This window comes from Streptomyces sp. NBC_01477 (assembly GCF_036227245.1).
GTDB lineage: Bacteria > Actinomycetota > Actinomycetes > Streptomycetales > Streptomycetaceae > Actinacidiphila.
Genome location: NZ_CP109445.1, coordinates 7,461,152 through 7,474,984, shown reverse-complemented (window position 1 = coordinate 7,474,984; position 13,833 = coordinate 7,461,152). Strand labels below are relative to the sequence as shown.

Annotated in this window: 12 protein-coding genes; 5 read left to right on the top strand and 7 right to left on the bottom strand. The window is 74.3% G+C overall.

Translation table 11 applies throughout. The features are described from left to right. Positions 1-130 precede the first annotated feature (130 nt). A complete protein-coding gene (gene yczE / locus OHA86_RS31890; protein ID WP_329180895.1) occupies positions 131-775 on the top strand; it encodes a membrane protein YczE in 645 nt (214 codons plus the stop codon). 256 nt (positions 776-1,031) lie between these two features. Then, entirely contained in the window at positions 1,032-1,406 is a 375-nt protein-coding gene (locus tag OHA86_RS31885) for an RNA polymerase-binding protein RbpA (protein ID WP_031517570.1), read from the top strand. 265 nt (positions 1,407-1,671) lie between these two features. Here OHA86_RS31885 and fxsA read toward each other — a convergent pair whose 3' ends face one another. Then, positions 1,672-2,277: an FxsA family membrane protein gene (gene fxsA / locus OHA86_RS31880; RefSeq protein ID WP_329180888.1), complete on the bottom strand. Its 606-nt coding sequence runs from the start codon at positions 2,275-2,277 to the stop codon at positions 1,672-1,674. A gap of 91 nt (positions 2,278-2,368) precedes the next feature. Here fxsA and OHA86_RS31875 point away from each other — a divergent pair, with 91 nt between their 5' ends. After that, positions 2,369-3,211 carry a hypothetical protein gene (locus OHA86_RS31875; protein WP_329180886.1) on the top strand — a complete coding sequence of 281 codons (843 nt, stop codon included), beginning with the start codon at positions 2,369-2,371 and terminating at the stop codon, positions 3,209-3,211. Positions 3,212-3,214: 3 nt separating this feature from the next. Here OHA86_RS31875 and OHA86_RS31870 read toward each other — a convergent pair whose 3' ends face one another. From OHA86_RS31870 to OHA86_RS31850, 5 genes are all read right to left on the bottom strand, one after another. Next, on the bottom strand, positions 3,215-4,087 hold the full coding sequence (locus tag OHA86_RS31870) for a polyprenol monophosphomannose synthase (RefSeq protein WP_329180884.1): 873 nt from the start codon (positions 4,085-4,087) through the stop codon (positions 3,215-3,217). Further along, on the bottom strand, positions 4,084-5,793 hold the full coding sequence (lnt, locus tag OHA86_RS31865; protein ID WP_329180882.1) for an apolipoprotein N-acyltransferase: 1,710 nt from the start codon (positions 5,791-5,793) through the stop codon (positions 4,084-4,086). The genes OHA86_RS31870 and lnt overlap by 4 nt, the downstream gene beginning before the upstream one ends. A gap of 589 nt (positions 5,794-6,382) precedes the next feature. Beyond that, the gene (locus tag OHA86_RS31860) at positions 6,383-8,050 is read right to left on the bottom strand and encodes an amidohydrolase (RefSeq protein WP_329180880.1); all 1,668 of its coding nucleotides are present in this window, start codon (positions 8,048-8,050) and stop codon (positions 6,383-6,385) included. 117 nt (positions 8,051-8,167) lie between these two features. Then, positions 8,168-8,608, bottom strand: coding sequence for an Lrp/AsnC family transcriptional regulator (locus OHA86_RS31855; protein ID WP_329182632.1), 441 nt, complete (start codon positions 8,606-8,608; stop codon positions 8,168-8,170). A gap of 35 nt (positions 8,609-8,643) precedes the next feature. Beyond that, on the bottom strand, positions 8,644-9,885 hold the full coding sequence (locus OHA86_RS31850) for an FAD-binding protein (RefSeq protein ID WP_329180878.1): 1,242 nt from the start codon (positions 9,883-9,885) through the stop codon (positions 8,644-8,646). A gap of 420 nt (positions 9,886-10,305) precedes the next feature. Here OHA86_RS31850 and OHA86_RS31845 point away from each other — a divergent pair, with 420 nt between their 5' ends. Beyond that, complete coding sequence (locus tag OHA86_RS31845) at positions 10,306-10,671, top strand: hypothetical protein (protein WP_329182631.1); 366 nt, start codon at positions 10,306-10,308, stop codon at positions 10,669-10,671. Between the two features lie 74 nt (positions 10,672-10,745). On the opposite strand, the gene OHA86_RS31840 is transcribed toward OHA86_RS31845, so the two are convergent. Next, positions 10,746-11,921 (bottom strand): acyl-CoA dehydrogenase family protein, encoded by a 1,176-nt coding sequence (locus OHA86_RS31840; RefSeq protein ID WP_329180876.1) that lies wholly within the window; start codon positions 11,919-11,921, stop codon positions 10,746-10,748. Positions 11,922-12,184: 263 nt separating this feature from the next. On the opposite strand from OHA86_RS31840, the gene OHA86_RS31835 reads away from it, so the two are divergent. Further along, complete coding sequence (locus OHA86_RS31835; RefSeq protein ID WP_329180874.1) at positions 12,185-13,807, top strand: serine/threonine-protein kinase; 1,623 nt, start codon at positions 12,185-12,187, stop codon at positions 13,805-13,807. Positions 13,808-13,833 lie beyond the last annotated feature (26 nt).

Here is a 13,833-nt window from a genome sequence, read left to right as displayed (position 1 = left end):
GCCATGGATTCATTCCCCTTGCAGGCCACACAGTGGCATGCGCGCTCGCACGACCGCCAGGGGGGTTCCGTTGTCACCGTTTCGCCCGTTCCCGTTCCGTCCACCCGCCTTCCCGCGTGGCCCGCTTCCGGTGGGCCGCCTCGTACGGCTCTACGTCGGCCTGGTCCTCTACGGCGTGACCGACGGCCTGGTGATCCGCGCCGACCTCGGCCTGGACCCGTGGGATGTCTTCCACCAGGGCCTGTCCCGGCACACCGGGATCAGCATCGGCACCATCTCCATTCTCGTCGGTGCGGTGGTCCTGCTGCTGTGGTGGCCGATCCGGCAGCGGCCGGGCCTGGGCACCGTGTCCAACGTCGTCCTGGTCGGCGCGTCGATCGACGCGACCTGCGCGCTGGTCCCGCACGTGGAGGCGCTGACCGCCCGTGTCCCGCTGCTGCTCGCCGGCGTGCTGTTCAACGGGGTGGCGACCGGCCTCTACATCGCCGCCCGCTTCGGCCCAGGACCGCGGGACGGCCTGATGACCGGGCTGCACCGCAGGACCGGACGCTCGCTGCGGCTGATCCGCACCGGCATCGAACTGGCCGTGCTCGCCGCCGGTTTCGTGCTCGGCGGCGGGGTCGGCGTCGGCACCGTGCTCTACGCGCTGGCGATCGGCCCGCTCGCGCAGTTCTTCCTGCGGGTTTTCGGCGGCTCCGGGGCGGGTACGCGACCCAGCGCCGCCGCACCGGCGGGCCCGGGCCTCCGGGAACGCGAGGTCGCGGACACGATTTAGCCTGAGGCGGCGCGGACCGGTAGTGTACGCGGTTGGCCCGGTAGCTTGACCGTTACTGCACGCAAAAGATATGACAACACCGGGTGACATCTCCCCTCAGATGTGACAAACCGGGCGCCGGTGGGTAGAAACAGGGGCGACACGACGGGCGACGCATATCCCGCATCGGGAATCTTCACCGCCGACCGGACGTTGACCGGATGACGACGACAGCGACACCTGTCCTGTGGGCGACCAAGCCCGGGAGGCACGATTCATGAGTGAGCGAGCTCTCCGCGGCACGCGACTCGGGGCCACCAGCTACGAGACCGACCGCGGTATCGATCTGGCCCCGCGCCAGACCGTTGAGTACGCATGCCGGAACGGACATCGTTTTGAGATGCCGTTCTCGGTGGAGGCCGAGATTCCGCCGGAGTGGGAGTGCCGCGCCTGCGGCCAGACCGCTCTCCTGGTGGACGGAGAGGGCCCGGAGGAAAAGACCACCAAGCCCGCGCGCACGCACTGGGACATGCTCATGGAGCGGCGCACGCTCGAGGAGTTGGAGGAGGTGCTGGCCGAACGGCTGGCCGTCCTGCGCTCCGGGGCGATGAACATCGCGGTGCATCCGCGGGACAACCGCAAGACCGCTTGAGACCGGCCCCCCGGGTGACGTCCGGGGGCAGCCCCGACCTTCCCGCCCGGCGCGGAACGCAGTGTTGCGTTTTCCGCCGGGCGGCTTTGTCGTGTCCGAAAGCCGTACGTCTCCGAAAGCCCCGCGCTTGAAAGCTCGCGCGCCCGGGCTCTCGTGCCCGGGCTCGCGCGCCCGAAGGCCCCCGCGGGCAGTCCGCGAGGGCCTTTCCTGGTCCGGACGTCCTCCCGGGGCCGGGCCCCGCGGGGCCGCCCCGGGCAGGGCGCGCTCAGTCCTTCGGCGGCTCGTCCCGGTCGACGACCTCGCCCTGGATGACCTTGCCGTCGGGGCGGTGGATACGGGTCTGCTCACCGGCCTGCTGGGCCTGCTGGAAGAAGTCGCCCAGCGAGCCGGGGTCCGCCGCCGGCGGGTGGCGGCGCAGGGACCGCTCGGCGGCGCGCTCGGCCAGCGAGCCGGCCAGCTTGCGGGTCGGCGGGAAGAGCAGCACCAGCGCGACCGCGTCGGAGAGGAAGCCGGGGATGATCAGCAGCACCCCGCCCAGCATGTGCAGCCCGGTGCGCCCGCCGCCCACCGGCGCGACCGTGGCGCCCTGAGCCGTGCCCTGGGCGGCGTTCTGCTGCTGCTGCACCGCGGACGTCAGATTGCGCCAGGCGCTGCGCCCGGCCCGCTTGACGGCCGCCGCGCCCAGCACGAAGCCCGCGACGATGCAGAGCAGCACCACCAGGCCGCTGGTGGCCTCGGCCACCAGCACCAGTAGCCAGATCTCCAGCACCGCCCAGGCCGCGATCACCAGCGGCACCACAGTGCGGGCGCGGGAGCGCCGCCGCGGCTGCGCGGGGCGCGGGCGGACAGGGGGCGGTGTACTCGTCGTCATAGCTCAAGTGTGCCAAAGAGCAGGTAAAGGCCGAGTGGGGACCGGCGGCCCGCGGTGGACTCGGCACCGCCGTGGCGACACGATGTGCCAGGTGACGCACAACCCGCAGGACCCCGCACCCGAGCCCCCCGACGGCGGCGGCCCGCACGACGCGGCCGGGCCGTACGAAGGAGCCCGCCCGCAGCCCGGCACGGACGTCCTCGCGGAGCGGCTGGCCAGGATCGAGACGCTGCTCGCCCCCGCCCAGGGCGAGCTGGCCGCGGCCCAGCGCCGGGTGGCACCGGCCTGGCGCCGGGTCACCCGGGGGGAGGCGCGCTGGGCCTCGACCGCCGCGGTCCTGGCCGTGGTGGTCATCCAACTGGCGCTGCCGTCCCGGCTGGCCGTTCATCCGCGCTGGCTGATGCCGGCCGTGGAGCTGGCGCTGCTGGTGGCGCTGATCGCGGGCAACCCGCACCGCATCGAGCGCGGCTCGCGCACCTACCGGGCTCTGGGCCTGGGGCTCGCGGTGGTCATCGGCGGCGCCAACGCCTACGCGGCGGTACGTCTGGTGGCGGCGCTGATCCGCGGCACCGAGAAGGCCCCGGCCGGGACGCTGCTGCTGACCGGCGGCGCGATCTGGCTGACGAACATGGTGATCTTCGCGCTGCTGTACTGGGAGCTGGACCGCGGCGGTCCGGCCGCCCGCGCCCAGGGCGAGCGGGACGTGCCGGACTTCCTGTTCGTCCAGATGCAGTCGCCGGACCTGGCGCCGGCGCACTGGGAGCCGGCGTTCTTCGACTACTTCTACCTGTCGTTCACCAACTCCACCGCGTTCAGCCCGACCGATGTGATGCCGATGACGCGGTGGGCGAAGGCGCTGATGCTCGCGCAGTCGGCGGTGTCACTGCTGACGGTGGTGCTGGTGGTGGCGCGGGCGGTGAACATCCTCGGCTAGTCCCTACGAGGGCGACGGCCGGCCCGCCTCGGCGACGATCCCGGCGTCGGCGTCGGCGTCGGTTTCCGCGGTGGCGCCGGACACGGGCTGCGCCCCGGCCTCGCCCGCGGCCTCCGGCCGGCCGCCGGTGATCTTGCCCGCCCGGTCGCTGATGCCCCACGCGGTGACCCGCAGGAAGGCCTCGGCGACGATGTTGCGGCTCATCTTGCTGTCGCCGCGCTCCCGCTCCACGAAGGTGATCGGCACCTCCACCACGTGGAAGCCGGCCTTGACCGCGCGCCAGGCCAGGTCGACCTGGAAGCAGTAGCCGGCCGAGGCGACCTCGTCCATGCCCAGTCCCAGCAGGGTCTCCTTGCGGAAGGCGCGGTATCCGCCGGTGACGTCGCGAATGGTGACGCCGAGCATCAGCCGTGAATACGTGCTGCCGCCGCGGGAGATGATCTCGCGGCTCCTGGGCCAGTTCACCACCCGGCCGCCGGGGATCCAGCGCGAGCCGAGCACCAGGTCGGCGTTCTTGAGCGCGGTCAGCAGCCTGGGCAGTTCCTCGGGCTGGTGCGACCCGTCGGCGTCCATCTCGACCAGGACGTCGAAGCCGTGGTCGATGCCCCAGCGGAAGCCGGCCAGATAGGCGGCGCCGAGGCCTTCCTTGCCCTTGCGGTGCAGGACGCGCACCGCCTGGTCGGCGGCGGCCAGTTCGTCGGCGATCTTGCCGGTGCCGTCGGGGCTGTTGTCATCGGCGACGAGGATCTCGGCCTCGGGCACCGCGGCCCGTACCCGCTGCACGATCGGCACGACATTCTCGGCCTCGTTGTACGTCGGGATGATGACCAGAACCTTGCCGAGCGGCCCGAAGTTCCGCTGCTCGCCGTCGTTCACTGCTGTTCTTGTCCTTTCGTGGTGCGGGGACGGTCCCGCCTGCCGAGCGCGAGGGCGGCCGCACAGGACAGAAGCCCCACCATAGCGAGGGTCCACTCGGGTGCCGCACCGACGCGATCGGCGAGCGTTGTGCCGTCGCGCAGCGGGATGTCGGCGCTGAGCACCTGCTGGGTGAATTCCTTGCTGCGCTGTTCGATCTTGCCATCAGGGCCGACGATCGCACTGATCCCGCTGGTCGCGGCCGTGACGACGGCCCGCCCGTGCTCGATGGCGCGCAGCCGGGACATGGCCAGCTGCTGCTCGGGCTGGCCGGTCCTGCCGTACGTGGCGTTGTTGGTCTGTACGACGATGGCCCGCGCCCCGGCGTTGACGGTGTCGCGCACGATGCCGTCGTAGGCGACCTCGAAGCAGATCACGTCGCCGAGCCTGGCCGGGCCGATCTGCAGCACACCGGTGGTCTTTCCGGGGTAGAAGTCGCGCGGGATCTCGTCGAGCCGGCTGATGACCTTGGTCAGTTCCTCGCGGAAGGGCACGTATTCGCCGAACGGCACCGGGTGCTGCTTGGTGTAGTGGGCGCCGGGGCCGTCGACCGGGTCCCACACGATGCCCTCGTTCTGCACGTGGTCGGCGTCGGGGCCGTCCACCAGGACGCCGACCAGCACGGGCACGCCGACCGCCCGCACGGCCTCGGTGATCCTGTCGTAGGCGGCCGGGTTCGTGAACGGGTCGAGGTCGGAGGAGTTCTCCGGCCACAGCACCAGGTCCGGCTTGGGCACCCGGCCCGCCTTGATGTCGGCGGCGAGCTTGAGGGTGGCCTTGACGTGGTTGTCCAGGATCATCATCGGCCGGCCCAGGAAGTGCAGGCCCGGCTGCTGGACGTTGCCCTGCACGACGGCGATCCGCACGTGGTCGGTGGCGTTCGTCGGCACCGGTACGAACAGCCCGGCCAGCAGCACCGCCGCGGACAGCGCCAGGGCCCCCGCGGCCGGCAGGACGGCCCGTACGGACCGCGCACCGGCCGGACGCAGCCGTACGGCCGCGAGCGCCGCGCAGGCCAGCAGGGTGCCGCTGAGCGCCACGGCGAAGGTCACCAGCGGGGCGCCGCCGAGCGCGGCCAGCGGGGTGTAGGGCGAGCCGGTGTTGGCGAAGGCCAGCCGGCCCCACGGGAAGCCGCCGAAGGGCAGCCGGTCCCTGGCCAGTTCCTCGGCCACCCACAGGCAGGCGGCCCACAGCGGCCAGCCGGGCAGCCGCTGGCCCAGCACCAGGCAGGCGCCCAGCGCGGCCAGGAAGGCCGCCTCGATCGCGGCCAGGCCCACCACGGCGTCCCAGCCGACGGTGTGCAGCCACTGGAGCAGCCAGATGAAGAAGGGCCACCCGAAGGCGAAGCCGAGCCAGGCGCCCTGGCGTACGGTCCTGCCGCGGGTCAGCAGCGACAGCGCGGCCACCGCGGCCACCGACAGCGGCCACAGGCCGTAGGGCGGGAAGGCCGCGGCCAGCGCCAGGCCGCTCGCCGCGGCGACCGCGCTGCTGGGCGCGGACTTCCTGGCCAGGGCGGCGAACCGGCCGCGCCGCGAGGCGCGCGCCGGAGCCGGCGGCTGCTCGGCGGCGCCGCGCTCCGGCTCGTCCAGCGGGGCGCCGGGCTCCGTTTCCGGTACACCGGGATCCGCCGGGGGCGCCGCGGGGGCGGCTTCGGGGCGCAGGCGCACGGTCGCGGCCTTCCTGCAGGTGGAGGGGTGGTGAAGGCGACCGTACCTCGTGATGGCGCGAGGGTGAGCCGCGGATGCGCAAAGCTTCCCACTGCGCCGCACCCCGCCAGAAGTCCGCGTCCCGCGCGGCTGGTCTGCGGGACGGGCCCGGATGCCCTTCGGGCCGACCTGGGACCCGCCGGCTGCGGGTCGTACCAAGGCCGTTGTCTACTGGGCTTCCGGGCCCTTCCCGGGTCACACCTGCCGATCGGGCGGCGCTCACCCTCCGTACCCTCACGGGCGGAGAGGCCCACTGGCGAGCCGCGTTCCGAGTCGTGCGCGCTGGACCTGGCTGCCAGTGGCGGCGTGCACGTGCGGCGCGACACCCCATGGCCCAGCGGCGGTCGACACAAGCGCGGAGGACCCCCGGTTCGACGTCCTGTGGTGGACGTCGCCGAACCTACTCGCCTCCGACCGGCAACTGTCAACAGCCCTTTGACCTGCGGGGTTTCACCAAATCAGCAGGTCAGTGCGGACCGGCCGCACGGGGTGCGACACGCCCGACGCGGCCGAGGCAGCACCGTTCGGCCGCATCCGGGGGCGCCGCAGGTCACCCGTTCGGCCGCCGGTGGACGGTCCGGCCGGCGACGACCGTACGCAGCGCGGTCGGCAGCTCACCGCCCGGGGTCAGATCGGGCAGGCCGGGGGTGCCGGAGCGCGGGTCGGTCGACCAGTTCGCGACCCGCTCGTCGGGGGCCTGGACGACCAGGTCGCCGACGCTCCACACCGCGTAGTCGGCCGGCGCGCCCGGCACCAGGACACCGGCGTCGTCGCGGCCGACCGCCCGCCAGCCGCCGCGGGTGTGCCCGGTGAAGGCCGCGCGGGCGGAGATCCGGTGCCCGGGTGTGCGGTGGAAGGCGGCGGCCCGCACCGCGCCCCACGGGTCGAGCGGGGTGACCGGGCTGTCGGAGCCGAGCGCGAGCGGCACCCCGGCCCGGGTCAGCGCGGCGTACGGGTTGAGCGCGGCGGCCCGCTCGGCGCCGAGCCTGGCCGCGTACATCCCGTCGGGGCCGCCCCAAGCCGCGTCGAAGGCCGGCTGCACGGACGCGACCAGGCCGAATTCGGCGAAGGCCGCCAGGGCGGCACCGGTCAGCAGTTCGGCGTGCTCGACCCGGTGCCGCAGGGCGCGCACCCGGTCCAGGCCGGCCGCCTCCGCGGCGGCCCGCACCCCTGCCACGACGGCGTCGACGGCCGCGTCCCCGATGGCGTGGAAACCGGCCTGTACGCCCGCCTGCGTGCACAGCAGCAGGTGGCGGGCGATGGTCTCGCCGTCCAGGTACGACACGCCCGTGGTGGCCGCGTCGTCGGCGTAGGGGGCGTGCAGGCAGGCGGTGTGCGAGCCGAGGGAGCCGTCCACGAACAGGTCGCCCGCGGCGCCGACCGCGCCGAGGTCGCGGACCCGGTCGAGGTCGGCGGGTGTGCGCACCGGCTCGCCCCAGTAGCCGAACACCCGCGGCCCCTCCCCCGCCGCGGCAAGCGCCAGCAGGCCCGTCAGGTCGTCCTGCGAGGAGATGGTGGGCCCGGCGCACTCGTGCAGCGAGCCGATGCCCTGCGCCGCCGCGTGCTCCAGCGCCGCCCGCTGGGCGGCCTCCCGCTGGGCGGGGGTCACGGCGGCGTACGCGGCCCGGCGTACGGCGTGGTGCGCGTCGCGGGTCAGCGGCGACTGCGGGTGGTGCCCCGGCAGCCCGGCGAGGCCGGGTACGAGCGCGGCCAGGGCGCTGCTGACGGCCGCGGAGTGCACATCGGTACGCGACAGGTACAGCGGCCGGCCGCCGGCCGCGTGGTCCAGTTCCGCGCGCGTCGGCGGGCGCTGCTCGGGCCAGCGGGTCTCGTCCCAGCCGTGCCCGAGCAGGACGCGGTCGGCGGGGTGCGCCGCCGCGTGCGCGGCGGTCCTGGCCAGGGCTTCCGGCAGGGACACCGCGCTCGTCAGGTCGAGGCCGGTCAGGGCGAGGCCGGTGGCGGTGGTGTGCACATGCGCGTCGGTGAACGCCGGGGTCACCAGGGCGCCGTCCAGCTGGACGACCTCGTCCACGCCGTCGGCGAAGGAGTCGGCGGCGGCTTCCCCGCCGACCCAGGCGACGGTGCCGCCGTCCACGACGATCGCCGTCGCGAAGGGGTCGGCGGGGCTGTACACGAAGCCGCCGCGCAGCATCACGGTGGTGCCGCGGGGTGTGCCCTCCACCGAGGGCCTGGTCGTCGTTGGGGTACTGGGGCGCATGCGCCACAGTCTGCCGGGCGGACACGCCTCCCCGCCCCCGGGGTCCCCCCGTCCGACCCTGTCCGCGTGCCCCGCGGCCTTCCCGCGGTGAGGGCCGGGGCGCGCGGCGGGCGGCCCTCAGATGCGCGGCGGGCGGGACTCGTACGGGGTGGAGAGGACCACCGTCGTGCGGCTGGAGACGCCGGCGAGGGTGCGGATCCGGCTGAGGAGGTGCTCCAGCTCGATCGGGGTCGCGACCCGCACCTTGAGGATGTAGTTCTCGTCCCCCGCCACGGAGTGGCACGCCTCGATCTCGGCGACGTCGGCCAGCCGCTCGGGGATGTCGTCGGGCGCGCTGGGATCGAACGGCTTGACCGAGATGAACGCGGTCAGCGAGAGCCCGACGGCCTCGGCGTCGACGATCGCGGCGTACCCGCGGATGACCCCGCGCTGTTCCAGCCGGCGGACCCGCTGGTGCACCGCCGAGGTGGAAAGGCCGGTGGCCTTGCCCAGGTCCGTGTAGCTCATCCGCCCGTCGGCCATGAGCAGTTCCACGATCTGACGATCCAGCTCCTCCACAGCCGACGACCTTACCGGCCCGCCGGTGGTTTCGGTCATGCGTGCAGCATCCGATCGAGGTAGCCGTTGGAGAAGGTGCCGGCCGGGTCGGTGGCGGCGGCCAGCGCGAGGAAGTCGCCCATGCGCGGGTAGCGGGCCCGGACCTCGGCGGGGGCGGTGGTGAAGAGCTTGCCCCAGTGCGGGCGCGGTTCGTACGGGGCCAGGGCCGCTTCGACGGCGGTGAGCACCGGGAGGACCCGCGGGGTGTCCTTGACCCAGGTGAAGTGCAGGGCGACGGTGTCGCGGCCGTGGGCGGGGCTGAGCCAGAGCCGGTCGGCGGCGACCGTGCGGACCTCGCAGATCTGCAGGACCGGCGCGACGGTGTCGCGCACGCCGTCCAGGGCGGTCAGCGCGGCGGCGGCGTGCGCGCGGGGCACCAGGTACTCGGACTGCAGCTCCTCGCCGTTGCTGGGCGTGAAGCCGGGCCGGAAGTGCGGCAGCCGCTCGTGCCAGGGGCCTGGCACATCGTGCTGTTCGGTGCAGTGCAGGGGGTCGACGCCGGGCACCGGGTGCAGCTTGGTGCCGGCGGGCTCGGCCCACGGGAAGTCGGCGCCGGGGGCGTCGGCGAGCTGCTTGAGCCACACCTGTGTGAAGCGCGGCCCGCGCCAGTCGGTGAACAGGCTCACGCTGTACGCGGCCGCGGTGATCGCGTCGAAGTCCGCGGTGGCGTCGGCGAGTTCGAGGCCGGTGAGGACCCGTTGGCGTATCTCGAACCCCGGCCGCAGGTCCAGGGTGAGGTGGGTGACGACGCCGAGGGCGCCGAGCGCGACGACGGCGCCGTCGAAGGTGTCGCCGTCCGCGTCCCGGCTCATGGCGTGGACGCCGCCGTCCGCGGTGACCAGGTCGATCGCGGAGACCGAGGTGGCCAGGCCGCCGTTGGCGTCGCCCGAGCCGTGGGTGCCGGTGGCGACGGAGCCGCCGACCGAGATGTGCGGCAGCGAGGCCATGTTGGGCAGCGCGAAACCGCGGGCGTGCAGGTGTGCGGCGAGTTCGGCGTAGCGCACACCGGCGGCGACCCGGACGGTACGGGCGGCGGTGTCCACGTCGATCTCGGGCGGCAGCGCGGACAGATCGATCAGGGTGCCGTCGGTGTCGGCGATGTCGCTGAACGAGTGGCCGCTGCCGAGTGCTTTGACCCGGCGGCCGGCGGCGACGAGCGAGCGCAGTTCCGCGACGGTGGCGGGACGGCGCACTTCGGCCGCGGAGAAGGTCAGGTTCCCGGCCCAGTTGCTTCGCATCACGTCACGCTTCCGCTCCCGGCGGGACCTGTCCTGGCCTCGCCCGTTGGCACCATATCCGGCCGAACGGCAAGGCACCGCACGGGAGCACAAGGGGGTGCGCGGGCGCACGGCAGGGGCGCATGAACCAGCCATAACGACGAGTGTGACGAAGGCCACACCGGGTGGACGGCTCGGTCCGCTATGGCGTGGTTACTCGCGTAGCGTGGCGGGAAGTGCTCGCTATGGCCATGGGCGTGACGCCGGGCCGACCCGATGAAGGGCATCCCACCCAAGGGGAGACGCAGCATGCGTAATCACGTGCGCCACAGCCGCAGCGAGCGGATCAGGCCCGCGTTCGAGGAGGGCCACGAACGCGACGCGTTCGCCTTCCCGGCCGCCGAGCCGGCGGACTCCGACACCGACGTGTCGGACGACCTCATGGACGGTGCCGAAGGACTGGACGCCGATGAGGTGTTCGAGGAGGACTTCGGCGATGTCGTCCGGCTGTCCTGCCCCGACTGCGGGCGGCCCATCGCGGTCTTCACCGACGAGGAGCAGCTGCCGCAGCACGCGCTGTGCCCCACGCCGTGGAATCCGTTCGGCCTGACCGTGTGCGGGGGCTCGGGCCGCGCGGTGGCCGACGCCCGCCCGGCCGGCGGCGGCGCGGACGCGGTCGCGCAGCAGGACCTCGCGAGGCTGCTCACGCTGCCCGCCGGCCTCGACTGGCGTACGCAGCCGTTCTCGCACGTCGGCGGCCCCGAGTCGCGCCCCATTTCCATGCCGGAGCAGGGGCTCGCCGCCTAGTTCCACCGTCGCGGCGCCCGGCCGGCGTGGACGACGCCGGCCCGGCATTTTCCCGCGGGCCGCGGGCGAGGCCGTCAGCCCCTGGACTCGGGGCCGGCCAGATGACGGGCGATGACCATCCGCTGGATCTGGTTGGTGCCCTCCACGATCTGCAGCACCTTCGCCTCGCGCATGTAGCGCTCCACGGGGAAGTCGGCGGTGTAGCCGTACCCGCCGAGCACCTGGACGGCGTCCGTGGTCACCTGCATCGCGGTGTCGGTGCAGAAGAGCTTGGCCATGGCCGCCCGCGCCGAGAACGGCAGTCCCGCGTCGCGCAGCCGGGCCGCCGCCAGGTAGAGCGCCCGGCCGGCCTCGATCCTGGTGGCCATGTCGGCGAGCATGAAGCGCAGGCCCTGGAAGTCGGCGATCGGCCGGTTGAACTGCCGCCGCTCCAGGGCGTATCCGAGCGCGGCGTCGAGTGCTGCCTGCGCCAGGCCGGTCGCGCAGGCGGCGATGCCGAGCCGCCCGGAGTCCAGCGCGCCGAGCGCGATGGCGAAGCCCTGGCCCGGCTCCCCGATCCTGCGGGTGTCGGGCACCGTGACGGCGTCGAAATTCACCTGCGCGGTGGGTGAGCCCTTCAGGCCCATCTTCCGCTCGGGCACGGCCGCCGACAGGCCGGGGGTGTCACCCGGTACGAGGTACGCCGAGATGCCGTGCGCGCCCTCGCCGCCGCTGCGGGCGAGCACCGTGTAGAAGTCGGCGATGCCGCCGTGGGTGATCCAGGACTTGGTGCCGTCGATCGTCCAGACGTCGCCGTCGCGGGCCGCCCGGGTCCGCAGCGCCGCGGCGTCGGAGCCAGAGGTCGGCTCGGAGAGGCAGTACGCGCCCAGCAGGGCGCCGCCGAGCATGCCGGGCAGGTGCTCGGCGCGCTGCTCCTTGCTGCCGTAGTGGGCGACGGCGTGGCAGGACAGGGTGTGCACGCTGGCCCCGAGGCCGACGGTCAGCCGGGCCGCCGCCAGTTCCTCCAGCACCTGGAGATACACCTCGTACGGCTGGCCTCCGCCGCCGTACTCCTCCGGATAGGGCAGGCCGAGCAGCCCGGCCTCACCGATCAGGGCGAACGTCTCGCGGGGGAAGCGCCCGGCCTCCTCATCGGCGGCCGCGGCGGGGGCGATCTCCCGCTGGGCCAGGTCCCGGGTGAGCGCGAGCAGATCCCGCGCCTCCTCGGTGGGCAGTTGGCGGGACACCGGCTGCGGGCCGTACTGCTGCATGGCGGCGCACTCCTCCCTCTCGGGGGCGACGGCGGCATACCACCGTGGGTGGGCGGTGCCGTCCGATGGGCATACCCGGCCACGCCACTCCCGTACCGGATCACGGCACGGGTCGATCAACGGGACCGGCGGTTGGAGTATGCCTGATCGGGCGACACTCCGTCACCGGTGCCTCGGCCCGGCGGGACCCGCGGATCCGGGGCGCGGCCACCGGTTTCCCGAAGCGGCGCGGGCGGGCGGGCGGGCCGTCGTACGCTTCGCGCATGGAGAGCTTGGGGGCCGGCGACCCGCGGTCGATCGGCGGGTATCCGCTGTTCGCACGGCTGGGAGCGGGCGGTATGGGGCAGGTCTTTCTGGCGCGGACCCCGGCGGGCAGGGCGCTGGCGCTGAAGACCGTACGGTCGGAGTTCGCCCTCGATCCCGGCTTCGGCGACCGGTTCGCGCGGGAGATCCGGCACGCCGACCGGGTGCGGTCGCCGTGGACGGTCGCGGTGGTGGATTTCAGCCCGCCGGGCGGCAGTCCCCAGTGGCTGGCGACCGAGTACGTGCCGGCGCCGTCGCTGACCGACTGGGTCGCGGCGCGCGGCCCGCTGCCGGCGCCCGCGGTGGCGTCGCTGGCCGCCGAATTGTGCGCGGCGCTGCGGACCGTCCATGACGCCGGCCTGGCGCACCGCGACGTCAAGCCGTCCAACGTGCTGCTGGCCGGGCAGCGCCCGCTGCTGATCGACTTCGGCATCGCCAGGGCCGCGGAGGACTCCCGGCACACCCGTACCGGCGGGATGATCGGCTCCCCCGGCTACATGCCGCCCGAGCAGGCGACCGCGGGGGTGGCGTCCGAGCCGGGCGACCTGTTCGCGCTGGGCGCGGTGGTGGTCTACGCCGCCACCGGGCGCGGGCCTTTCCACCGTCCGGGTGAGGAGCCGTCGGCGCCCGCGCTGCTCTACCGGGTGGTGCACGAGGACGCCGACCTGAGCGGTGTGCCCGAGTCGGTACTGCCGCTGGTCCGCGCGTGCCTGGCCAAGGACCCCGGGGACCGCCCCGACGCGCGGGCCGCGGCGGGCCTGCTGCCCGGCTCCGCGGCCCCCGGCGGCTGGCCGGCGGCGCTGCCGGAGCTGGCCGCCGAGCTGCGGGCCAGGGACTCGCTGGCGCGGGCCGCGCTCGGAGCGACGCCGACCGCGGGCCTCGGCCCTTCGCCGTACGGCCCGGCGAGCACGGCGTACGCGGCGCCGGCGCCCGCCCGTCCGGCCCCGGCCGCGTACGCGGCGACGGCCCCCGTCGGCCCGGCGCCGGTCACGCCGTCCTACGGCCCCTACGGTGGCCCGGCCCGCTCCTACCCGGCGCCGCCCGGCCCGCGGCGGCGGCGGCGTACGAGCCTGGTGGCCGTCGTGGCCGCGGTCGCCGTGGTGGGCGCCGTGGTCGCGGTGGTGCTCAGCCAGACCGGCGGCTCGGGGGGCGGCTCCGGCGACAAGGGCACGGGCAGCCCGTCGGCCCCGTCGTCGGGCGCCGACGCGCTGCCCGCCGCCTGGGTCGGCACCTGGTACGGCGAAGGTACCGGCAGCCTCAGCCAGGGCACCGAGGACATCAAGGTCACCCTCACCCTGACCGGCGGCGGGCTGGGCAGCACCGTCGGGCAGCAGTCCAGCGCCGTCCGGCTGGCGGGCTCGGGCTCCGACGCCGGCTGCACCGAGAAGCTCCAGCTCTCCCAGGCGCAGGGCGCCACCATGGTCTTCCGGGCGGTCACCAGTGTCCCCAGCGACCCGGATTCGAATCTGCGCTGCATTTCCGGCGGCCTGTACACCCTGTCGATGACCGACGCGAAGCATCTGCGGCTGGGCAGCGGCTCGCAGGTGGCGGGGTCGCCGACCTCCTTCGAGAAGCAGGACTGACGTGGGCGGGGCCGCGGCCCCACGAC